The sequence below is a fragment of the Dactylosporangium sp. NPDC049140 genome (assembly GCF_040648435.1).
In genome coordinates this window covers 1-22,475 of record NZ_JBEZDS010000090.1, presented here as the reverse complement: position 1 = coordinate 22,475, position 22,475 = coordinate 1, and the positions used below count along the sequence as shown (strand labels likewise).

Sequence of the window (22,475 nt, the reverse complement as noted above, 5' to 3'; positions counted from 1 at the left end):
GCGCCAAATGTACGGCAGAGCCGGATTCCCGTTGCTACGACACAGAATCCTGCTCGCATGAGCGCCGAGACCACCACCGTCTTTGCGCCAGAGCCGTAAAGGCGATAGTCCCCACCACGGCCTGGTCTCGGTGGTCAGCGCACGTACAAATCAAAGTCTTCGACGGGACGTGTCGTCGCTGTTCGTGGGAGTGAGCGGGAGTTCCACGCGCAGGCTGGTGCCCGCCCCGTGCGGGCTGTGAAGAATCATTCGGCCGCCGAGCGCCTCCACGCGGTCCTTGAGCCCGAGCAGGCCAGTGCCGCGGGCGAAGTCGGCGCCGCCGTCGCCGTCGTCGCGGACCGCGACGCGCAGGACGGCGTCGGCGGGGTCGGCTTCGACGGTGACCGTGGCGATGGAGGCGTGTGCGTGTTTGGCGACGTTGGTGAGTGCTTCGGCGATGATGTAGTACGCGCTGACCTCGACCTGTTCGGGCAGTCGTCGCACGGCGTGGAGGTCGAGGTCGACGGGGGTCGGTGAGCGGCGGGCGAGCGTGCGTAGTGCTGGGCCGAGGCCGCCTTCGGTCAGGATGGCGGGGTGGATGCCGTGTGAGATTTCGCGGAGTTCGTCCACGGCGCCGGCTGCTCCGGCGACGGCGTGGTCGAGTTGGGTCCGGAGCGTGTCGAGTTCGGGGGGTAGTTCGGCCTGTGCCATGCGCAGTTGTAGTGCCAGTGCGACCAGCCGCTGTTGGGCGCCGTCGTGCAGGTCCCGTTCGATGCGCTGGCGGGTCTGGTCGGCGGCGGCGACGATCCGTGCCCGTGAGCTGGTCAGTTCGGCCCGGCTTTCGGCGTTGGCGACGGCGGTCGCGACGAGTTCGGTGAAGTCGGCCAGTCGCTGCTCGGTGTTCTCCGGCGGTCGTTCGCGGCGGGACCCGACGCCCATGGCGCCCCAGACCCGGCCCTCGACCTCGATCGGGCTGGCGACGGCCCAGCGTGCCCCCTTGGGGAGGCTTGCCCAACTCGGGAGATCCACGTCGCGGCGAGCCGCGCGGCCGGTGGCCTGGACCGACGCCATGGCCGAGCGGGGCTCGAGTTTGCCACGCGAACCCGGTTTGGCGTGCTGCGCCCCACAGCCTCCCAAGACCGTGGCGTCCCCGTCCGGCTCGAACCGGACAATCGCCGTGCCGTCAGCGCCGAAGAGCGCGCTGACCTCGTCGGCGACCGCGGCGAACACGAGCTCGGGCCTTGCCCCGCGGGCGACGAGTGTCGCCACTCGCCGCAGGGCTGCCTGTTCGTCGGCGATGCGGCGGAACTCGGTGTACAGGTGGGCGTTGTCGAGGGAGACGGCGAGTTGGCCGGCGATGAGTTTGACGCTGTCGAGGCGTTCGGTGGTGAACGCGCCGCGGATGAGGCGGTTCTCCAGCAGGAGCACCGCTTGGAGTGTGCCGCGGCTGAGGACGGGCACGGCCAGCAGTGAGCAGCAGGTGAGGTCGGTGAAGTAGGGGTCGCGGGCGAAGCGGTCGTCGTGGGTGGCGTCGCCGACGACGAGGGGTTCCCGCATCCGCTGGGTGTATCGCAGTACGGACAGTGGCACCGTGCGTTCGTGGCCGGTGCCGCCGGCCGGGATGACGCCGCCGCCGGGTGCGGGCAGCAGCCAGTCGTGCTGGTCGTCGCTCCACAGCAGCAGGTGGACGCCGGTGGCGCCGGTCATCGCGGAGAGCACCTCGACCAGCCGGGTGCGCAGCCCTGCGATGTTGGTTTCGGAGCTCAGTGCCTGTGAGGCGGACAGGATGCCGAGCAGGTCGATCGTGCCGGTGGTGACGGTGGCGCGCTGGTCGCCACCGGGTCCGGTGGTCGCGTCGGCTGGCAGCCGCAGGGTCGGGTAGGCCCAGTCGAGCTGGTTGACTTTGGCTGTGGCGCCCCAGGTGAGGTATTCGTGGCGGGCTTCGGCGAGGAGGGTGTAGCCGGTGTGTTCGACGCCGTAGGCGAGGTGGAAGCGGGCGGCGTGTTCGGTGATCAGGGCCCGATGCCACGGCCGTTGCACCTGGGCGGCGTCGCGGCGGGCGGCGTCGAAGGCGAGGACGGCGGCGCGGAAGTCGCCGACCGCCCAGGCCCGTTCCGCCTCCAGCAACCGCAGCAGATGCCGGAAATTCGCCGGCGCGTCCACCGCCCGGGCGGCCAGCCACCGCATCACATCATCCAGCTCGGCCAGCAGACCGGCACGCTCGCCACCACGGCCGGCCTGGACCTGCCCGGCAAGGGCCAACCCACGCAGCACCTGTGTCACGGCGGCGCCCGAAGCGACCGGTTGCAGCGGCATCGCCGCTGCGGTGTGCCGCGTCAAGTCGACCAGGTCACCGAAGATGGCGGCGGCGATCGCGCGGGTGACATGTGCGGACAAGCACGCCAGCACGCTGCTGGCGTACCTGTCGGTGGGGCCTGCCGCCCCGGCTGCGGCGGAGCTTTCGTCCTGCAGGACACCGGCCAGCCGCCGGTAGCTTCCGAGCGTTTCGCAGGTCTGCTCGTCGCCGGTCCGCCGGACGAAGGCCAGCCCCGCCTCCACCTCGGCAACGCAGACGTCCAGCGATGACGCGGACTCCAGCAGGCCCGACGCGGTTATGTTGTAGGTGTGTCCGGCGTTGGCCAGGTCACCCCCCGCGAGCAACCCCTCCCGGGCCCGCCGAGCTGTCTGGACGACATCTTCGATCGGTTCGAACCAGCAGCTCTGGAATGCGGACAGAAAGCGCACCTGCGAGGTGTCAGGCTCGTAGCCGCGGGCCTCGCCCAGCGCCACGATCCGCCGCAAGGTCCGGTACCCGAAGGCGTAGTCGCCGTGCATGTCCACAACCGCGAACGCGGCGTGGCTCGCCGGGCCGAGCAGGGCACCGGCAGGGCCGTGCTCGATCCAGATCCGCAGCGCCTCCAAACTCAGCCAGGCGACCAAGGCGTAGTCGGGAGCGAAGAAGGCTGCCGGCAGGATCGCATTGATCAGACGGATCACGGCGAGCAGCGTCGGCTCGGTGATCTCCGGTCGAGTCAGATCGTCGGCGGCATTCGTGTGGTCCAGCCATCGGTACAGGTAGTCGAACCGGTGGTCGAGCTCCATCGGGAGTTGGTCCGCGGCTGGCACGGCGATGCCGAGTTTACGCAGCGACTCCAGGCCAAGCCCGATCGCCTCCGTGAAACGGTTCCGGTGGGTCAGGCTGCGCACCTGCACCACCGTTGCGTTCGCACAGTCCAAGGCGTTGGTGCACAGCCCCTCGACCGCGCGGTACTCCTCATCGGTCGCCTCCAGCCGCCCCACGCTGTACAGGGCGGCATGGCGGCCGGTGCGCACCTCGACGAGCGTGGCGATGTCGCCTGCGTCGATCAGCCGCAACGCGCCGGTCAGCAGTGCGTTCACCAGCGCATTGTTCCCGATCAACGTCGCCTGACCGGCAGCGCGCCGCAACAGCCCCACCACGCGACATCGCTCCGCAGTGTCGTCGACCTCGTCGACCACCGGCAGGTACTGCTCCGCCGCGACCGCGAACAACTCTGGCACACCAGCCAACCGCCGCGCCATCGCCAACTGCAGAACACGCTGCCGCCGCGGCCCCAGCCCACGCAGGACCGCCTCGCGGATCCGGTCGTGACGGAACCGGACCGCGTCGTGCACCCCGGGCTCCATCAACACCAGACCCTCATCGAGAGCAGGTGCCAGCCGCTGCTCCACCACACCCGCAGGCTCCGCGGTGGCAGCCTGCAACAGGCTCAACTCGGCACGCCCGCCAAGACACGCCATCGCCTCCACCATCCGCCGAGACGTCGGCGGCATAGCGTCAACACCCGCCGCCAGCAGCCCGGCTACATCGGATCGGCCCAGGCGAGCACGCACAGCCGCCTCGTCCCACCGCCACCCGCCGGCCGTAGCGGTCAGCACACCGTCACGCCGCAGTGTGTTGAGTAGCTCCACGGTCTCATACGGATTGCCGGACGTGTACGGGTTGATCAGCTCCACCAAGCCGGCTGCCTCGGCCGTGCCCACGTGGAGCATCTCCGCAACCATGGCAACGGCGTCGGGCACCGGCAGATCGACCAGCCGCAGGTGCCGCACCTCCGCCTGCTCACGCCACCGGGACAGCAGCGGCGCCAACGGATGCGCCGCATCCACCTCCCCCTCCCGATACGCACCCACCAACAACAACCCCTCGACCTGCTCCTCACTCAACACCAGATCGACGGCGCCTAGCGGTGTGCGGCCCGCCCACTGCAGATCATCGACGAACACCACCAACGGCCGCTTCCGCGAAGCGACCGCGCGCAACACCCCCACAGTCATTCGCTGCAAGCGAACCTGCACGGTCAGCGGATCCCCCGGATCGGGCGGCACCCCCAGCAACGCCGCGAACACCGGCTGCACCGTGGCCAGCAGACCAGCGTTCGACCCGACCGCCTCCAGGATCCGCCCACGGACCTCGACCAGCTCATCCTCCGGCTCCGCCAGCAACAACCGGCCCAACCCACGAAACACCTGATACACCGCGTCGAACGCCAGATCCCGCCGATACTGATCGAACTTCCCCGCCACGAACCAGCCATCACCACCCGTCACCACCGGCCGCAACTCATCAACCAACGCCGTCTTCCCCACCCCCGGCACCCCACCCACCAACACCCCACGACACCCACCCGACAACGCCTCCGCAAACGCCGCCCCCAACGCCGCCACCTCCGCATCACGACCCACCAACCGCGACGGCGGCAACAACCGCAACGGCACATCACGCGCACCCACCCGCAACCCAACCGCCCCAGCCGCTCCCTGGCCCGCGCCGGCGTCCCGCAACCACTCCAGGTCGTAGACCACACCCTCCGCCGTCTGATACCGGTTGTCCGGCTCCTTCTCCAACAGATGCATGACAATCTCCGACAACAACCCCGGCACCGCCCGATTCACCTCGTGTGGCGGCACCGGCACCCGAGCCAAATGATCATGCGTAAGCCGCAACGGGTCACCGAAACCAAACGGCGGCGCACCCGTCGCCAACTCATACAACGTCGCACCCAACGCATACAGATCAGCACGCTGATCCACCGACCGGGCCGTACGCCCCGTCTGCTCCGGCGCCATATACGCCAACGTCCCCACAATCTGGGTGTAATGCGTAAACTCGGGACGAATCTCAGCAAACGACGACGCCAACCCGAAATCCACCAGACACGGCGTGCCCTCACCAGAGATCACGACATTCGCCGGCGTGATGTCCCGATGCATCACACCCCGCCGGTGCATCCCCGCCACCGCCCGCGCCAACCCCACCGCCAGCCCGACCAGATCATCAACAGCCAACGGCTTCGCCAACCCGGCCAAGCTGACACCACCGACGTCCTGCACCACGACCGACCTCGGGAGGCCCGGCGCCTCCACCAGCTGCGCCACTCCCGCGAGACCGCGCAGCCGCTCCAGGATCGCCAACTCATGCCGCACCCGCCGCTGCGCATCCGGCCCCAGCGGCTCCTTACAGATGACCGTGCGCCCGGCCAGAAACAGCCGAGTGACGCGCGTGCGCTCTTGTTCGTGCAATACCTCGGCCCGTACAGGTGGATCCGGGCCTGGCAGCACCCTGCCTGCCCCCATCCGACACCCCCATGCATGGTCGGAACCACTTCACAGCGTACTTACCACCTGTTCGACCTCAACAGCGTCCGGGTCCAACGACACCCGATCCTGGGCGGATTGATCAACGAATACGCGCAGCCCGCGTCGCCAAACTTTGATTTACCAGGGGCCCCACAGCTAACCGGCCGATCACGGTCGCGACGAGCTCAGAAGTCCCGTCTATGCACAGGTGCCGCTCTTGGAGTCCCTAACAAAGTCGGGCAATGTGTCGGTACGTAACGATGCAGGTAGCAAGGCCGAGGAAGGCTTCATAAATGTCGTCGCGGCGTTCCCAGCGGATGCGGAGTCGGTTCATGCCGTGGTACCAGGCGATAGTGCGTTCTACGACCCAGCGGTAGATCCCGAGGCCGGAGCCGTGGGGTGTGCCGCGGCGGGCGATGCGCGGGCGGATGCCTTCGGCTCGGACGGCTCGGCGGTACTTGTCATGGTCGTAGGCGCGGTCGGCGAAGATCTGGTCGGGGCGTTGCCGAGGTCGGCCCCGCCGGCCTCGTACGGGTGGGATCTGGTCGATCAGCGGCAGGAGTTGGGTGACGTCGTTGCGGTTACCGCCGGTCAGCGACGCGCACAGTGGGACGCCGGCGCCCTCGGTCAGGACGTGGTGCTTCGAGCCCGCTCGGGAGCGGTCGACCGGGCCCGGACCGCGGGGTGGTGTCGAGCCGGACGAGCTCGCCGGGGCGGAGGGCGACGGTCCGCGTGAACGGGCGGTCGGGCCGGTTGGCCTGGGTGCGGCGGGTCGTCGCCGTGCCGAACGTGTGCCGGCTCGCGGACAACCCGGCCACCAGGCGGTAGAACGCCGCAGGCGACGGCATCGGCACCACCCCGGGCCCGTGCTCGGCGGTGACGGAGCGTGATCGGCGAGATTTTCGGCAGTCGGGTGCCGTTCACGGGAGTCTGTGATCATCTCTGTCAGTAATGGTCTTGGTGCTCGCCCTCGTCGTGGATGGTCGGTGTGCCGGCCACACAGCGGATCTCGATCTCGATCCAGCTGCGACCGGCTGCGTCACGGAAGACGACCTCGACCTCCGTGGCGGGGCCGCGTTTGACGCGGGCGACTTGATAGCCCTGCCCCCGGCCACCCAGTGGGCCCTCTCGGAGGACTTCTTCGCCTGGATGCGGGAGGTCGACGCGCGTTTCAGCACCTACCGCGACGACAGCGAGATCAACCGGGTGGATCGCGGCGAGCTGCGCCCGGCCGACGGCACCCCGGACCTGCGCGCCGTTCTCGACACATGCGCGCACCTGTGGCGGGCGACCGACGCGTACTTCGACGTGTACGCCACCGGCCGCCTCGACCCGTCCGGCTACGTCAAGGGCTGGGCCGCCGAAGTCGCCTCCGCCCGCCTCGCCGCGGCCGGCAGCACGAACCACTTCATCAACGCCGGCGGCGACGTACGCGTACGCGGCCACAGCGCAACCGGCCGCCCCTGGCCGATCCCGCTGCGCCACCCCTGGGATCCCGACGGGGCGTTCCTCGTCCTGGCCGGCACGGACCTGGCGGTGGCGACGTCCGGCACGTACGCCCGCGGTTTTCACGTGGTCGACCCGCGCACCGGCCGCCCGGCGCGGGAGCTGCGCTCGGTCACGGTGGCCGGCCCGGACCTCGGCCTGGCCGACGCCTACGCCTACGCCACCGCGGCGGTGGCGATGGGCCGGCCCGGCCTACGCTGGTTGGCCGGGCTGCCCGGGTATGAGGTCGTCGTCGTCACCGAGGACGGCGAGGGTTTCACCTCGCCCGGGCTGCCGGTCGTCCCCGTCGAGGAAGCGGTGGGTTAGGTCGTGCCGCGGTCGCGGGCGGGGCCTCGATGCACGACCCGGTCGAGGCGGACGGCGGCGTAGCCGAGGCTGGACAGCCCGCAGATGGCCAGCAGGTCCAGGACCGGCACGGCGGCAATGACTCCGGTACGGCGACGACGAGGCTGATGGCGGTGACGACCATGAGCTCCAGCGGCTGGCCACGCAGCAGGCCCAGCGCCAGCACCACCGCGCACAGCACCACGGCGGTGACGGCCAGGACCCGCCCGACACCGACCAGACGGCGTTGCAGCGGGGCCAGGCCCGAGCCGGTCGCCATGAGCGCGGCGACGCGGCCGACGCCACGGACGCCTCCGCCGGTGCCGCCACCGACGTCGCCGGCAGCACCGCCGAGACGATCAGCGAAGCGAGCGAGGCGGCTACCACGGCAGGCGAGCAGCTGACCAGCGGACTGTCGGACCTGCTCGGCCGCTTCGGCGGCGTGTCCTATGGAGGCAACGGTGCCCACACTCCTGCAACACCTTCGAGTATTCATCGACAGCCCGCGAGGCAAGCGCCTGGTCACCGACGGCCGGCGACAGCTCACTGACCCGGCGAACCGGCAGAAAGCCAGACGGCTGCTCGATAAGCTACGCGCAGGCCCAACCCGAAGCCGGTAACCCGGGGCATACCGAACCGCCGGGGACGGTTGCGGGTGCATCGGCGCTGCAGCGTGACCCGGAACGACCGACCGGGTGACGACCGTCCACCATGGAACCGCAACCGCTGCGAGGAGCCGCCGTGGTCATGCATGCCGGAGAACCGCACGACGCTGGCATGTCCGGCCGGCTGAACTGGCTGCGGGCCGGGGTGCTCGGCGCCAACGACGGCATCGTGTCAACCGCCGGCCTGGTCGTCGGCGTGGCCGGGGCGACGACGTCCACCGCACCTATCCTGACCGCCGGCGTCGCCGGGCTGGTGGCGGGTGCCGTCTCCATGGCGTTGGGCGAGTACGTGTCGGTCAGCAGCCAGCGCGACACCGAGCGGGCACTGCTGGACAAGGAACGCGCCGAGCTGGCCGCGTCGCCCGAGCACGAGTTCGAGGAGCTCGTCGCGCTCTATACGGCCAAGGGACTCAGCGAGGCGACCGCCCGCCAGGTGGCGCAGGAGCTGACCGACCGGGACGCCTTCGCCGCCCACGCCGACATCGAACTGCGCCTGGACCCCGATGAACTGACGAATCCGTGGCACGCCGCGATCGCGTCCGCTACGGCCTTCACGATCGGTTCGCTGCTGCCACTGGTCGCGATCGTGCTACCCCCGGCCGGCATCCGGGTCGCGGTTACCTTCGGCGTGGTCGTCGCCGCGCTGGCCACGACCGGGTACCTCAGTGCCCGGCTCGGCGGCGCCGGGCCGGGCCGCGCGGTCCTGCGTCTGGTGCTGGGCGGCGCGGCCGGCATGGCGATCACCTACGGCATCGGAGCACTCGTCGGCACCGCTGTCGGATGAGTACCGCCGCCCGCCGTCATGGCACCTGGACCGTGGGCCCGCTGTCGGTCGCGGGATACGCCGCTGCCGTGCCGCGGGCACGGCGCAGGCCATCTACGGACCACGGGCCCGCGCCCACCACGGCGATGGCCAGGAACGCCCAGCAGAACAGGGCCGGAGCATCACCGCCGTTCTCCAGCGGCAGCAGCCCGTGCGGCTGGTGCACCGTGAAGTACGCGTACGCCATGGACCCGGAGGCGAGCACGGCCGCCGGGACCGTCAGCAGGCCGACCAGCACGAGCAGCCCGCACACCAGCTGGATCACGCCTGCGTACCAGCCGGGCCAGGTGCCGACCACCGCAGCATGCCCACTGCCCCGGTTGCCGCCGAAGACCCCGAACACCGTCGACGCGCCGTGTAGGGCGAACAGCAGTCCGATCACGATCCGGAACAGCGCCCAGACGGCTTCCGTGAAGCGGTTCCCGCGCATAGCCGACCCTCCAGTCCCGCGCTCATTATATGCATGACCGTTAATGTAATAGAGCAATCGTGTGATTGATGTCAATCGATTGTTCGTAGCTCGTCCGTGCCCGGCCGGACGGCGACTCCAGGCGTGGTGGTTCGGCCGACGTGGCGTGCTGAACGCGCCCCACCTGTGCGTGTGAACGCTGCCGCTGAGCCTGCCGGCCGGAGTGAAAGATTCGCGCTGCCGCCGGCGCGGGTGCTTGGTCCGCTCACTGTCGCGGTATTGGCGCTCGCGTGCGCGATGCTCTGGGTGCTGACGGGTCCACCGGCCCGCGCAGGCCGGGTGTCGTTCGCCGGGCAGTTGGCCGGCGCCGAGGCGGTCCTGCTGATGTCCGTCGAGATGGTGCTGACAGCGGCGTGTGCGGCTCACAAATTCGGTTTGACTACGCTGCCTGCGAGTATTGGTTGATCAGTCCGCCCATAATCGGGCGTCGTCGGACCCGCGCGGCGCCGAGATTGGTGACCGGTGGTGGTGGGTCAGGTGGTCGCTGATTGAGTGATTGGTGTGGGCGGTGGCGGTTGTAGTGCTCGGTGTACTCCGTCAGCACCGTTGACAGGTGCCGTTCGCCGATGACGAGCATCCGGTCGGTGCACTCGCGTCGGACGGTGCCGACCCAGCGCTCCGCAAAGGCGTTGGCCCTCGGTGCCTGTGGCGGGGTGCGGAGCACGTCGATGCCTGCGGCGGTGAAGCCCGCGTCGAACGCGGCGGTGAACTTGGTGTCGCGGTCACGGATCAGGAACCGGAGTTGGTCGGCGCGTTCGTCGAGGTGCATGAGCAGGTTCCGGGCCTGTTGGGTGACCCAGACACCCGTCGGATGCTTCGTGACGCCGACGATGTGGACCTGCCGGGTGGCGAGCTCGATGAAGAACAGCACGTAGATGCGGTGCAGGAACACGGTGTCGACGGTGAAGAAGTCGCAGGCCACGATGGTGCGCGCCTGGGCGGTGAGGAACTGCCGCCAGGTGGGTCCGGTCCGTCGTGGTGCCGGGTCGACACCGGCTTGATGCAGAATTTTCCTGACGGTGCTGGCGGCGATCCGGTACCCAAGGCTTGTCAGTTCACCATGGATGCGGCGATGGCCCCGGGTCGGGTTCTCCGCGGCCAGCCGCAGTACCAGGCCACGGACCTCCCGGTCGATGGGTGGCCGGCCGGGTCGGGTGTACGGATAGGTCCAGTGCCGGGCGATCAGCTGCCGGTGCCAGCGCAGCAGCGTGGCAGGGGTGACGAAGAACGCCGACCATCGCGCTCGCGGCAGCAGCCGGGACAACGCGGCCAGCACCACCCGATCTTCCGGTTGCAGGTCCGGGGGTGGACCTGCCGGCGCAGCACTGCCACCTGATGCCGCAGCACCAGCAGTTCGACGTCTTTGGCGCCGCCGTCGCGGGCCAGCTGAGTGAGCATCTGTAGGACCTGGCGTAGCAGCAGGTACACCAGCGAAGCCGTCATGACCTCGATCGTCACCGCTACCGGTGGGGCAAGCGTCGGACAAAGCCGCACGTCACTACCCCCTGAACCCGGTTTACGAGCCCCACAGGATCGCGGCTTCGATCGCGGTGCTCACCTCGGCGATGTCGGCGGTTATGGCGTCGACGCGGTCGAGCATCTTGGCGCACAGCAGTGCGTGGTGGTCCTGGAAGGGGCCGGTCAACGCCTCCCGCAGCTGGCTGATCTTGGAACGGAGCCGACCACGGGCCAGTTCAGCCAGGGTCTGGGGGTCGCGTTGCCCGGCGATCAGCGCGGCCAGGATGGCCCGGCCGGAGACGCCGAACATGTCCGAGGCCACCACCGACAGTTTGATCTGGGCGTCCTCGAGGAGCTTCTCCAGCCGTTGCTTCTCCCGGGTACGGTCCCGGATCAGGGAGCGGCGGTAGCGGGTGAGGTCCCGCAGCCGGCGGATCGGCTTGGGGTGGTACGAAGCTGGGTGCGCACATGCCTCGTTTGACGACTTTGGCCAGCCAGACCGCGTCGAGTTTGTCGGTCTTGGGCCGGCCGGGCACGTTCCTCACGTGTGTGGCGTTGAGCAGCCGGCATTGGAACCCCTCGGCCTCGAGCAGATAGAACACCGGTTTCCAGTAGTCCGAGGTGGCCTCCATCGCCACCCTGGTCACGCCCAGTTCACGGAGCCGGTCGGCCAGGCGCAGCAGCGCGCCGGTGGTTGTGGCGTACTCGGTCACCTCCTGCCGGCGCCTGCCCACGGTGCGTTCGTTCGGTACTCGGATGCACGCCATCAGACTGGCTTTGCCGATGTCCAGCGCGGCGATCCGCTCTGCAAGCTGGACAGTTTCGTCGGTTGCTTCCATTCCTGTGCTCCTCGTCGGGCACCACGCGGACACCTGTCAGGTGGCTGCCCGCGGGGCCGAGGGACAACAAGAGGCGGACTCGGGTGCTCGAAGCAACAATGCAGGGCCCTGGAACCGGCTCCCAGCGTCAGACTACCCAACGGTCTCATCGAACCAAGCCGCGACGACGTCGGCGGGCAACCACCCATTTTCCCACCCGCCAGGGCGTCCACAAAGGACACAGATGACTACTACTAGCGGATGGCAGACGAGCTGCCGCCTCGGTGGTCTGACCCTACTGCGAGACGGTGAAGATGACGCCACGGTTGGCCATTGCGGCCTTGCGGTAGAAATCGCGTACCTGCGTGAACCAATACCAGGTGTAGGCGAAGTCTTCGTCGCTGAGCAGGCCCTGGTAGTTCCTGGGGTCGATGCGGTCGTATCGCTGACGCATCCAGGTCTCGCCCACGGTTTCGAGAGCGGTAGCGACCTGGGCGACCTCATCGGCCCGCAAGTGGGTCACGACGTAGTCGTCGCCCTCGTGGTGGTGGCCGCCGCCGAGCACGGCCATGTCGAGTGGGGACAGGCGCCGGCCGCTGCCAAGGGTCCCGTCGCTTAGGCATCGGTGGATGGCGTCCCATGCTTTGTCCGTCTCGCAATCCAGCGGCTCACCGTCCCAATCGCCCATCTCGACCTCCTCGACGAACGCCCGAACCTCGGTGTCGTCGCGGGTCGCCATCAGAGCGGCTTCCTGGTCCGCTGTGAGCGCATAGAACATCCCTCGGCACGCCATGGCCGCAGGGTACTTGAACCCGTAGTCGGTGCACCGCCACCCAGCGCACATCGGCGGTCAACGCGCCAGCAGCGGACGAGCAGGTCACGATCGGTAGCGAGCGATTCGCGGCATGAATGCGCACGTGATTTTCCTCAGGCGGAGCGCGGTGCTGCGCAACCGGGTGGCTATGTCAGACTGCGGTTGCTCGCACGCCGACGACCGATTAGGAGGGCAGGTGTCCGCAACGGTGACCTATCGCGACGGCAGCATGAACAACTACGCCGTACACCTGCTGCCGACGTTGGTGGCCCAACTGGATGCCTACGAGGACGACGAGCATCCCGACATTGCGGTGTCCCACGAAAGCGGATGGACGTTGTCCGCCTTTCCGAGCGGTCTGCTGGTCTGGGAGAACGTCGACGCCGACGGTGAGGAGGACAGTTGGCCGGCGACCCCGCGCCACCTGCGTGAGGTGCCACGGGAACGCCTGCCGGAATTGCTGGCGCTCTGTGCCGACGGCCAGTTCGACGAACTCGAGCGCCTCCCCTGGCGCGCCGGCAACTTCTGACGTACGCCGCCAAGCCGCGCAGCACGATGGCACTGATAGGCGGATTGATTCATGCCGATCATCGTGACGCCCTGCAACACGCGACCAGCGGCAGATCCGTGCAGCCAGTGGATCTAGCTTTCCGGCCATGAACAGCCGCTTCCATCGACCGCGATGTGACGAACCGCGCGGTGACGAGTTCGACGCTTGGCGGCACTCGATCTGGTACTTCAAGAGGTCATGCCGCTCCGTCGAGCCTGCACTGTGCAAACGCCTCAATTTCATCCAGGTGCGCCGGCGTCAACCCACACCGCGGATCTGGGCGAATCAGCAGCGCCCTGCCATCGACAGTCAGCTCGTCGACCATCGCACCGGCGTCGGGCACCACGTCATCGTCCGTCCACACCAGCCGGCGCCCACCGGCCAGCACCGCACGCGCCGCGGCGAGTTTCGCCACCGCCGGGTTCGGCACCGCACCAAACGCACAAGCAAAGCGAAGCCGGAGGACACGCTGCAACTCGCCCGGCCGCGCACACCACGTCGAGCACCAGCGGACCTCCACAACGCCGTCCCGATGCAACCGCCGAATGCGGGCAAGCAACGGCGGTGCCCAGCGCATCCGCCACTGGATGCCTTCAGCGAATGCCCGGCCGTTCTGCGGCACGACGCCCCAGTCGGGTCGTTCGACGTTGACGACTCCGTCGACGTCGAGCAGCCACACGGGCGGTTCGCTCACCGTGCCCTCCTTCACCACGCTCGGCGGCCGGCATGCCAGCATCGTTGACACATGTCCGCACTGCCGCCGATCGCAGCACCTCGGCGAGGTCACCGCATCCGCATTTCGCCCCTCACTTAGCCGCGCTGTTCTCGGCACGAGCGCGCGCCAGCCCGGTGATCGGGCAGCTGAACGGCGTACGGAGCGTGACGGCCTCGGAGCCACAGCCCCCGATAGGCGGCAGATGCGCGCACCATCGTCGACCGAAAGATGCTGCTGGTATGTGGGGTCAGACTGACGAGCTGGTCGGCTCCGCCCTTGCCGACTTCACATCCGACGGTGCGCACGCCGGTGCTTGGAGGCGCTCTGAACCGGCTCAGGCATGGTCGGCCACGGCCTGCCACGACGACCGGTCGTTGGGCAGGCCGAGCCGTGAAAACGTCCCGTTCCAGGCTTCGAGGTGCTGGCCCGAGGATGGCCGTGCCTGGATGTCAGGTTCTCGGCATGGCGCGTGCCGGGCGACCGCTGCAGCGAGTCGGCGCTGGGCGGGCGTGGCCGCCGCCGGCGACGGCAGGCCGTCCGGGAAGAACACACGCAGGTATGGCTCGGCCAGTGCACCGGGTGCCCGGCGCTGCTCCCGGACGTCGAGATACGTCGGGGCGGACGATACCGCTGCGATTGCAGCTGGCAGGAGGCGGTCGACGTCGCGGACGGCCACGCACAGCCGTTCGGCGAGCGCGGCTTCCGGGTTCGGCAGGGCCGAGAGCGCCATGCCCTGGAATCCCCGCATGCCGAGGACATCGGGGTCCCTGGCCGCCTCGGTCAGCAGCACCATATTCGCCTTTTGTGATCCCCCCGCCGACCGCGACCGCACCGTGATCAACGTCGTCGAGCGCGGTGGTTCTCATCAAACAAAGTTGATCACCTCCGCTGACCTCCGGACGAGCACCAAAGTCCCGCTTGTCAACGCTCGTCGACCTGCAACAACGAGGTTGGCACAGGCTAATTACTGTTACGTGTGCTGCGCCATCGACGTCACGACTCATGGGGGGCACGCATGAGCGGCTTGTACGACCTCATCGCCGCATGGTTCACGGGAAAGCCCACCGGCACCCTGGAATTGTTCGGCCTCAAGATGGCCATCTGGGGTCGGGCCGGCAAGTCCCTGCTCTACCTGGCCGGGCTCGCCATCCTGCTGGACCTGCCCGATCCGACGAACCTGCGTAACCTGGGTAAGGCCTCGCAAGACCGCGCCCGCTTGAAGCTCGACCAGAGCGGGCATAAGCGGAAGATCCACCGCTGGCTCGAGCTGCAGACCACCATCCTCGCCGACATCGTCGTAACCGTCCCCGCCCCCAAGGTGGGTCCCCGAGTGTTCAAGATTGAAACGCCTCCGAAGGCCGTTTCCGCCGGGCTCACCATGCCCCTCACGGACTACCGCGACTTCCACAGAGAAGCCATCACCGCCCTATCCGCCCCGCACGACTGCGGGGAGCAACACTCTAAAGGCCGGGTCTGCCCGCAGCAGTACGAAGCTACGGTGAACCGCGTCAACCGCCTGATCGCCACGCAGCTGCCCGAACACGAACGGCACCTGATCCAGGAGATGAAGGCGGCCCAGAACAACTTCGGCGCGGGGTTCCTCGGCCTCGCCGTTCTCCTCGCTGGCGCAATAACGGCATTCGCCGCGCTCAAGTGGGGAACGCCCTGGCTGCTCGTCGCTTACCTTGCCATCGGCGTATCCCTGATCATCGTGAACCCGAAGCTCCGGCTGCTGACAGCCGCACTCGGCTACCGTGCCCTCGGCGCCGTGCAGCAAGGATGGGGCGGGCTGCTCGACCAGACCCGTCCGCTGCATGTGCTGCGAAAGGTGGCTGCCGTCCTCTTCCTCGTCGGCGGGCTCCTCGACCTGCTCGCCTCATAAAACAGCTCAGGCGACCGGCGGCCGCCGTCAGGTCTCGCGCTCTTCCCGCGCGCGCACGTTCTCGGCGAGACGGGCCGCGGTACCCAGGGTGTGAGGATGGTCCTCGCCGAGCACCTGCCGCCGCCGCGTCAGCGTTTGTTCGTACAGGTCTCGGGCCGCCTCCAGCTGGCCCAGGGCGTGCAGGCAGTTCGCCAGGTTGTGCGCCGAGATGAGGGTGTTCGGATCGTCGTCACCGTGAAGCCGGGTACGCCGGGTGAGGTTGTCCTCGTTCAGGGCGCGCGCGGCGTCGAACTCGCCGAGCTCGTACAGGTCGTTGGCAAGTCCGTTGACGAGTTCGAGTGTCGTGTCGTCATCGTCGCCCCGCGTACGCCGGCTGCGCGCCAGGGTGTCCTCGTCAAGCATCCGGGCGGTCTGCGGCTCGCCCAGCCGGCGGACGGCGATCGCCAGTCGGGTGGCCGCTTCCAGTGTGTGCGAGTGATCGTCGCCGAAGGCGCGGCGGCGCCGCGCCAGGACGTCCTCGCCGAGCTGCCGGGCCGCGGGCAGATCTCCGAGGTCTTGGAGCACCTCGGTGAGTTTGTACTCGGCATCGACCAGGAGGGGATGGTCATCGGCCAGCACGCGTCGCTGCCGTACCAGCGTTTCCTCGTCGAGGTCCCGGGCCGCCCGCAGGTCTCCCAGGGCGTGCAGCACCTGGGCCAGACCGCCGGCGGAGGCGAGCGTGTCGGGGTGGTCGTCACCGAGCACCCGCCGCCGACGGGCGAGGACGTCCTCGTTCAGCTTGCGGGCCTGCTTCAGTTTCCCGAGCCGGTGCAGCGTGAAGGCCAGGTTGTTGGCCGAGGCCAGTGTGTCGGGATGGTCGCGCCCGAGGACGTGCTTGCGCCGGGCCAGGGTGTCCTCATTGAGTTTCCGGGCACCCTTGAGGTCGCCCAGCAACGTCAGGTCGAACGCCAGATTGCTGGCCGAGATCAGCGTCTCGGCGTTGTCGTGACCGAAAACCCGTTTGCGCCGGGCCAAGGTGTCCTCGTCCAGCTCGCGAGCGGCCGTGACCTGCCCGAGCCGGCGCTTGTCGATGGCCAGGTCGTTGGCCGATCGCAACGTGTCGGGGTGGTCGAGCCCGTGGATCTGCCGATGGCGGTCGAGCCTGTCCGTGTCGAGGGGCAGGGCCTCGGCGTAGCGGACCATCCGCCGTAACGCAAAACCCAAGGCCGCGGCTGCCTTCAGCGTGGCGTCGTCGTCGTTGCCCAACTGCCGGGACAACCGGCCGTGGAGGTCGGCGGCGAGTTCGTGACCGGCTCGGAAGTCGCCGCTGTACAACAGGTACCACGCCGCGCGGCAGGCCAGGTGGTGCAGGCCGGTGGGCCCGGTCACCGCCCGCTCGACGGCGAGGATGTGCGGCGTCAGCGAGGCCCAGGTGCTCCAGGTGGCCGGATCGTCGGTGCTCCCGGGATCCCCGGCCAGCAGCACCTGCTCCGCGCGGGCCAGGGCGAGCGTGGCCTGGGCCGGTGAGGCACCTTCGCGCAGGGTGGCCCGGGCCGACGGGTACAGCCGGAGGCCGCCCTGATCCACGTGGGCGAATCCGAGACGCTGAAGCCGGTCGACCGGCTCACCGGCCTTCTCGAGCAAACCGATCGGGATCGGCTCCGGGGCGAGATGGGCGCACATCCGCGCCGAATCTTCCACCGCCTCATCGGACGCCGGAGAAGGTGCCACCCGCCGGACCTCGGCCGCGATGGCAGCGACCGCGCCGGGCGCGACAGTAGTGAGGGCGGTCAGGCACACCTCCCAGCTGCCGGCCTGCAGCGCCTGCCCGGCCAGAACCTGCGCGCGCGGGCCGGTCACGGTCGCCGCGACGGCGGCCAGGGCGCGGGCCGGGCCGGTCGGCTCCCCGATGGACAGGGCAAGTGCGACGGCACCGTCCTCGTCACCCTCCGCCGCAAGGTCCCGGGCCAGGCCGGTAAGTGCTTCCGCACGTACGTCGTCGGCGGTTATGGCGTCGATGAGGGCTCTGGCCACGCCGAGGTCCCCGGCCCGGGCGGCGGCCCGCGCGATCACGCCGCGCACCCGCATGACGGCGCGCTCGGCCGCCTCCTGTTTGCGCCAAGTGCCGATGTGCTTCGCAGCGGCCGCCGCCTCGTCCGCAACCGATCGGGCCTCGCCGATGTCGCCGCAGGCCGCCAGGGCCCGGGCCGCGTTGCCGAGGGCATCGGCTTTGTACCGCGGCGAGTAGATCGATCGGGCCGCGACCACGGCGGCGGTCGCGGTCGCGCGGGCCCGGGCGTGGTCGCCGATGGCGTCGAACACCTCGGTGAGGAGCGCCGACACGTCGGTACGCGGGTCCTCGGACAAAGCCGGAATGACGAGGGACTGAGCGGTGAACTCCGGGCCGGACGATGCATCCACATCGGCGGGTAACGCCTGCCGGACGATTTCGGCACCGGTGATGGCCATCAGGTCGCTCATCGCGCGGGCCTCGGTGGGGCCGCCCGGGCCGTCGATGACCTCGACCGCTGCCGCAACGGCGAAACCGGTACCCGACCGCGCCCTGGTGGTGGTCGCCGGGCGGGCTTCGCCGATCGGTTCGGCCGCGCTCGCGAGAGCCAGGGCGCGAGCCGGTTCCGGCCGCCCGGCGTGCAGGGCGGCCAAGGCCGCGCGAGCCAGCGCCCGCGCCCGTTCGTCCGGGTGGCCCAGCGCCAGCGCGATGTGCCGGGCGGCGGCCACCTGTCCCGCCCTGGCCGCCGCGACGGCCGCCCCCGTGAGAGCGATGGCATGGAACGATTCCGTCGCGGCCAGCCGGTCGGCGATCGCGCACGCGCGTGCGGGTTCACCGGCGACGGCCATGGCCCGCGCCGCGTCCGCGAGCACCCGGAACCAGGTGGCGTGCTCGAACGGCTCGTCGACGGGGCCCGTCATGGCCACGGACTCCTCGGCGAGCGCGACCGCCCGCGCCGTGTCGCCGGCCCCCGCCGCCGTCTCAGCGACCGCGGCCAGCGCCGCCGCGACCTCCCGGGCGTCCGTCCACGTCCAGGACCGGATCGCGGCGACGACCTTCGTCTGCTCGTCGTGGCCGGCGCCGCGGGCGACGAGGTACCGCGCCTGGTTGCGTTGCCCCGGTTCACCGATCGTCTCGGCGTACGCGAGAGCCTCGTCCGTGTACCCGGCGGCGGCCAGCGCCCCGGCGAGTTCCGCGGTGGTCGTCTCGTCCAGGAACGCGACGGCGTCGGTCGTGGTCGCGGCCTCGATCTGTTCGCACAGCCTGATCGCCCGGTCCGTGTCGCCCACGTCGACGGCGACGCGGGCCAGGGCGGCGAGCGCGTCCAGTTGGGGCAGCACGTCGCTGTCGTCGGCGCCGCGAGCGAGGTCGGCGAGCGGTCCCCGGGCGGCCTCGCGCTTGCGTTGACCGGGGGTCGGCTCGTCGATCTCGGCGGCGAGAGCCTCGGCCTCGTCGGGCCGCCCCCCACGGGCCAGCGCCGCGGCGACCGCGCGGTGGCTCGACCCGGCCGAAAGAGCGATCGCCAATGCATCGCTGGTGTCGCCGAGAACGGCATGGGCGCACGCGACGGAGACGGATGCGTGGCGGTCGGCGTCGGGCCGCCCGTCGGCCGCCGCGGCCTCGGACCGGCGGATGAACGCACGCGCCCGCGACGAGTCCCCGACGAGCGCCGAGGCGTACGCGACCGCGCCCAGCATGTCGGCCCGCCACTGCGCCTCGGGGATGTCCCGGGCCGCCGTTTCGGCACGGGTCGCCCAGGCCCGGACCGCGGCGGCACGCTCGCCGGGGGCGAGATCGGCCTGCGCCACGGCGAAGATGGCGGCGCCCAGGGCCCACGCCCGCTGGTTCGGCGGGTCGATCGCGGCGAGAAGGGTTTCCGCCGCGTCCAGGTGGCCGCGGCCGGCCGCGCTCTGCGCCGCGCGTTGGAGGGCCTGCGTGCGCCACCGGTCGGACATGATGGACGCCGCCAGTTCCGTCGCGCGGCCGGTCCGGCCGGTGGCCGCGGCGGCCTCAACGATCGCGGCCAGTGCCGGTTGCCGGCGGTCCGGATCACCGATGTCCGCCGCCCGGGCCAGCGCCTCGTCGAGAATCGTCCCGCCCCGGCCGGTGTCCGCCTCCGCCACCTTGGCCAGGGCTTCCGCCCGCAGGCCGGGTTCGGTGATCTCGCGAGCGAGGGTAAGGGCGTCGGCCGTGAACGACGCCGCCTCCTCCGCGCTGCCCTTCGCCGTCAGGACGCCCGCGGCGTCGAGCAGTTCGGCGCACCGCCGGAGCGGATCGGTGAAGGACCTCGCGATCTCCCGGGCGCGGCTGATATCGCCCTCTCGCCCTAGCACCGCCCCGATCCCGGCCCAGACAGCGGGCAGCCCCCACGGCAGTTCCCCGCTGCGGCGGCCCAGCGACTGGCGGTGGACGGCTAGGCGGGCAACGGCGGCGACGTCCGGCGGTTCGGTGGCCATGAGGTCCTGCTGGGCGGCGGCGATCTCGCTCAGCGCACCGTGATGGCCGCCCGTGATCCGGCGCATCAGCGCGTGCCGCCGGTGGTCCACCGCGAGTTCCACGAGGTGCGGCAGGTCGCCGGTGGTCCGCACGACCAGCGGATAGTCCCGCAGCAGGTACTCCGGGGTGCCGGGCGGCCAGTCCCGGCCCCGATAGCCCTGCGCCCATTGACGGATCCGGGCCCAGTACCGATCGAACCCCGTGACACCGACCTGCGCCGCGGCGCTGATCTGCAGCTCCTCGTGGCCGAGCAGGTACACGTCCGGCCTGCTGCCGGGCTGCCACCGGCTGGGCCGCGCCACGAACGAGCGGCCCGCCGCCGTGACGAGCAACCGGTCGACGTCGGCTGTGGACATTTCCTCCGCGGTACCGCCGGCCATGAGCTCTGCGAGGTCGGCGGCGCTCAGCCCGCCCCGAGCGGCCGCGATCAGCCCGACGACGTCCCGCTCGGCACGGCTGCCGCCCCACAATCCGCGCATTTCGCGCTCCATGTCCTGCCGTATCACCTGAGCCACGGCCGATGGTGCGAGTTCTCGCGCGATGGCGGGATCGCGCAGCGGGTGGTCGTCGCCGACGTCGAACGGGATCGGCGGGTTGAGCCGCCCCGACACGATGACCCGCAACCCCGCCACGGGCCGGGCCGGTAGCAGCGCGGCGATGCTGTGGGCGTCCCGGTCGCCCGTGACGCCCCGGTCCTCGTCCAGCCCGTCGACGAGCAGGACGAGCCGCCGGCCCTGATCGGCGGACGCCTGCGCGGCCCGGTCCAGCAGGGCCCAGAAGTCGAAGATCCGCGGGTTCGCCGGGCCCGGCTCGGCCAGCACCTCCGCGAGCTGCTCCGACACGACGTCCAGGAAGCCGCGCCAGTCGCCGTAGCCGCCCCAGCGGGACGTGACGAAGAACGGCACCACGCGTACCCCGTCCGGCGGGTGCAGCGCGAACCAGGCCATCAACGCCGACTTCCCGGCCCAGGCCGGCGCCCGCCACCACGCGTACGCGGGGCCGTGACCGGCCAGGCAGAACGCGGCCAGATCGGCCAGCTCCGCCTCCCGGTCCAGCAGCCGCGACGGCACGATGCTGCGGATCTGATGCCCGTAGGTCGACCGGACCGGCGGTACCGCTGCGTAGTAGTTGTGTTGAGTGTTGTGGCTGCCGACCTGCAGGCCCCGAGCACCCGTGACGTCGATGTCGAAGCGCGGTGGCGTCGGCTCCACGGTTCCCCTGTTCATGATCGGCGGATCGACGGGTCTCGGTCTCCAGTGTGGACGGTCCGCGGCGCGGCACGCCAGGGGAAGAACGGGTGATGACGGCCGACGTGGTCCTCGTCGATCGGCAGCCCACCGACGTTCACCGACATCGCGACCGGCGAGCACCGCACGGCACCGGCGCTGCCCGGCGCGAAGACTCTCAGCCGCGACCCCGACCGGTGCGTCGCCAGCAGGGCACGACGCTCATCGCCTACCGCTTCGACGGCACACCGGACCGGACTGAACGCACGATGCTATGGCCCTTGCCTCAGCTCGAGCACGGGACACTCAAGCCGCATAATGCAGTCCTTCACGGTTCCAGGGGATTGACAGTGATGACCTCCGCTCGCCCACATTATAGGTGATCCTATAAAGAATCGATCCGATCAACCTACGGATAAGAGGACTACGCCTAATACTCCAGCCGCACTTCATGGAGGCCGAGTCTTCACTGGTAGTGGCTGGTTTTGGCGCGGAACTGGTGCCGGCGCCGCCATCGCGACCATCGATCGATATGATCAAGCGGTCGGACGATGGTGATCAGGTGTGCCAGGAGACGTCGGACCTCGCCGAGGGTGAGGCGGATGAGGCCGTCCCGTTCAGGTTCGGAGCCCCCTTTTCGGCCTGCGACGCGGTGATGGCGAGGAAGGCGTGTGCCACCATAACGAGGGTTATGTGGCGGTACCAGGCGTCGTAACGGCGGACCTGATAGTGGTCGAGGCCGACCTCGTTCTTCGAGGTCTGGAAGGGTGCTGTTGCGTTCGCCGATCGGAAGGCGCGTTGAGCTTCAGGTACGCCGAGCTCAGATTGCGGTGGCGAGCTCGCGGAACGCCGCGGCGATGGGCAGTCCGGGTGGGGCGTCGAGCCCGAGTTCGTAGTGGCCGCGGCGAAGGTTCTGCATGAACGCGTGTCCAGCGATGATCGTCCGTGCGGTGCGGTCGGTGCGCATGCCGCGCATCGGTCTGAGCCGGTGCTTGAGCTGGCCGTGATCAGCCTCGATCGGGTTGTTGGCATAGCGTTCAACGTGATGCCACGCCGACGGGACCACCTCATCGAGCACGGCCAGGTACACCGGTGCCGCGTCGGTGACCACCTCGTTCGGTGTCACCTTCAACGTGGCCAA

14 protein-coding genes and 2 pseudogenes are annotated in these 22,475 nt (G+C 69.8%); 4 read left to right on the top strand and 12 right to left on the bottom strand.

The annotated features are described in order from the left end of the window. Window positions 1–150: 150 nt before the first annotated feature. Entirely contained in the window at window positions 151–5,541 is a 5,391-nt protein-coding gene (locus tag AB0B76_RS56715; protein WP_360394097.1) for an AAA family ATPase, read from the bottom strand. A gap of 283 nt (window positions 5,542–5,824) precedes the next feature. Beyond that, window positions 5,825–6,277, bottom strand: a pseudogene (locus AB0B76_RS56710) (IS5 family transposase); the annotation flags it as partial. Window positions 6,278–6,690: 413 nt separating this feature from the next. Between AB0B76_RS56710 and AB0B76_RS56705 the strand changes: the two are divergent. Further along, window positions 6,691–7,410, top strand: coding sequence for an FAD:protein FMN transferase (locus AB0B76_RS56705; RefSeq protein ID WP_360394094.1), 720 nt, complete (start codon window positions 6,691–6,693; stop codon window positions 7,408–7,410). Between the two features lie 795 nt (window positions 7,411–8,205). Continuing rightward, on the top strand, window positions 8,206–8,877 hold the full coding sequence (locus AB0B76_RS56700) for a VIT family protein (RefSeq protein WP_360394091.1): 672 nt from the start codon (window positions 8,206–8,208) through the stop codon (window positions 8,875–8,877). 16 nt (window positions 8,878–8,893) lie between these two features. Here AB0B76_RS56700 and AB0B76_RS56695 read toward each other — a convergent pair whose 3' ends face one another. The 5 genes from AB0B76_RS56695 to AB0B76_RS56675 form a co-directional block, all read right to left on the bottom strand. Next, window positions 8,894–9,346 (bottom strand): DoxX family protein, encoded by a 453-nt coding sequence (locus AB0B76_RS56695; RefSeq protein WP_360394088.1) that lies wholly within the window; start codon window positions 9,344–9,346, stop codon window positions 8,894–8,896. A 418-nt stretch (window positions 9,347–9,764) separates the two neighbouring features. Further along, window positions 9,765–10,661: an integrase core domain-containing protein gene (locus AB0B76_RS56690; RefSeq protein ID WP_360394085.1), complete on the bottom strand. Its 897-nt coding sequence runs from the start codon at window positions 10,659–10,661 to the stop codon at window positions 9,765–9,767. Window positions 10,662–10,901: 240 nt separating this feature from the next. Next, window positions 10,902–11,165: a hypothetical protein gene (locus AB0B76_RS56685; protein WP_360394102.1), complete on the bottom strand. Its 264-nt coding sequence runs from the start codon at window positions 11,163–11,165 to the stop codon at window positions 10,902–10,904. Next, a complete protein-coding gene (locus tag AB0B76_RS56680) occupies window positions 11,080–11,682 on the bottom strand; it encodes a transposase (RefSeq protein WP_360394083.1) in 603 nt (200 codons plus the stop codon). The genes AB0B76_RS56685 and AB0B76_RS56680 overlap by 86 nt, the downstream gene beginning before the upstream one ends. A 274-nt stretch (window positions 11,683–11,956) precedes the next feature. Then, on the bottom strand, window positions 11,957–12,454 hold the full coding sequence (locus AB0B76_RS56675) for a YfbM family protein (RefSeq protein ID WP_360394080.1): 498 nt from the start codon (window positions 12,452–12,454) through the stop codon (window positions 11,957–11,959). Between the two features lie 217 nt (window positions 12,455–12,671). Between AB0B76_RS56675 and AB0B76_RS56670 the strand changes: the two genes are divergently transcribed. Further along, a complete protein-coding gene (locus AB0B76_RS56670) occupies window positions 12,672–13,004 on the top strand; it encodes a hypothetical protein (protein ID WP_360394077.1) in 333 nt (110 codons plus the stop codon). A 217-nt stretch (window positions 13,005–13,221) separates the two neighbouring features. Here the strand turns inward: AB0B76_RS56670 and AB0B76_RS56665 are convergent, their stop codons facing one another. Next, window positions 13,222–13,719: a hypothetical protein gene (locus AB0B76_RS56665; RefSeq protein ID WP_360394074.1), complete on the bottom strand. Its 498-nt coding sequence runs from the start codon at window positions 13,717–13,719 to the stop codon at window positions 13,222–13,224. Between the two features lie 355 nt (window positions 13,720–14,074). Next, window positions 14,075–14,533, bottom strand: a complete 459-nt coding sequence (locus AB0B76_RS56660) for a hypothetical protein (protein WP_360394071.1) — start codon at window positions 14,531–14,533, stop codon at window positions 14,075–14,077. 222 nt (window positions 14,534–14,755) lie between these two features. On the opposite strand from AB0B76_RS56660, the gene AB0B76_RS56655 reads away from it, so the two are divergent. Next, on the top strand, window positions 14,756–15,622 hold the full coding sequence (locus AB0B76_RS56655) for a hypothetical protein (RefSeq protein ID WP_360394068.1): 867 nt from the start codon (window positions 14,756–14,758) through the stop codon (window positions 15,620–15,622). A 27-nt stretch (window positions 15,623–15,649) separates the two neighbouring features. On the opposite strand, the gene AB0B76_RS56650 is transcribed toward AB0B76_RS56655, so the two are convergent. From AB0B76_RS56650 to AB0B76_RS56640, 3 genes and pseudogenes are all read right to left on the bottom strand, one after another. Beyond that, window positions 15,650–21,334 (bottom strand): tetratricopeptide repeat protein, encoded by a 5,685-nt coding sequence (locus AB0B76_RS56650; RefSeq protein WP_360394066.1) that lies wholly within the window; start codon window positions 21,332–21,334, stop codon window positions 15,650–15,652. 558 nt (window positions 21,335–21,892) lie between these two features. Then, window positions 21,893–22,099: pseudogene (locus tag AB0B76_RS56645) on the bottom strand (IS701 family transposase); the annotation flags it as partial. Window positions 22,100–22,154: 55 nt separating this feature from the next. Continuing rightward, window positions 22,155–22,460, bottom strand: coding sequence for a DDE-type integrase/transposase/recombinase (locus AB0B76_RS56640; RefSeq protein ID WP_360394099.1), 306 nt, complete (start codon window positions 22,458–22,460; stop codon window positions 22,155–22,157). Between the last annotated feature and the right edge of the window lie 15 nt (window positions 22,461–22,475).

Bases quoted from the DNA above. Each gene is read 5' to 3' on its own strand.
- AB0B76_RS56700 (WP_360394091.1), top strand. From the start codon at position 8,206: ATGTCCGGCCGGCTGAACTGGCTGCGGGCCGGGGTGCTCGGCGCCAAC.
- AB0B76_RS56695 (WP_360394088.1), bottom strand. From the start codon at position 9,346: ATGCGCGGGAACCGCTTCACGGAAGCCGTCTGGGCGCTGTTCCGGATC.
- AB0B76_RS56680 (WP_360394083.1), bottom strand. From the start codon at position 11,682: ATGGAAGCAACCGACGAAACTGTCCAGCTTGCAGAGCGGATCGCCGCG.
- AB0B76_RS56675 (WP_360394080.1), bottom strand. From the start codon at position 12,454: ATGGCGTGCCGAGGGATGTTCTATGCGCTCACAGCGGACCAGGAAGCC.
- AB0B76_RS56660 (WP_360394071.1), bottom strand. From the start codon at position 14,533: ATGGTGCTGCTGACCGAGGCGGCCAGGGACCCCGATGTCCTCGGCATG.
- AB0B76_RS56655 (WP_360394068.1), top strand. From the start codon at position 14,756: ATGAGCGGCTTGTACGACCTCATCGCCGCATGGTTCACGGGAAAGCCC.
- AB0B76_RS56650 (WP_360394066.1), bottom strand. From the start codon at position 21,334: ATGAACAGGGGAACCGTGGAGCCGACGCCACCGCGCTTCGACATCGAC.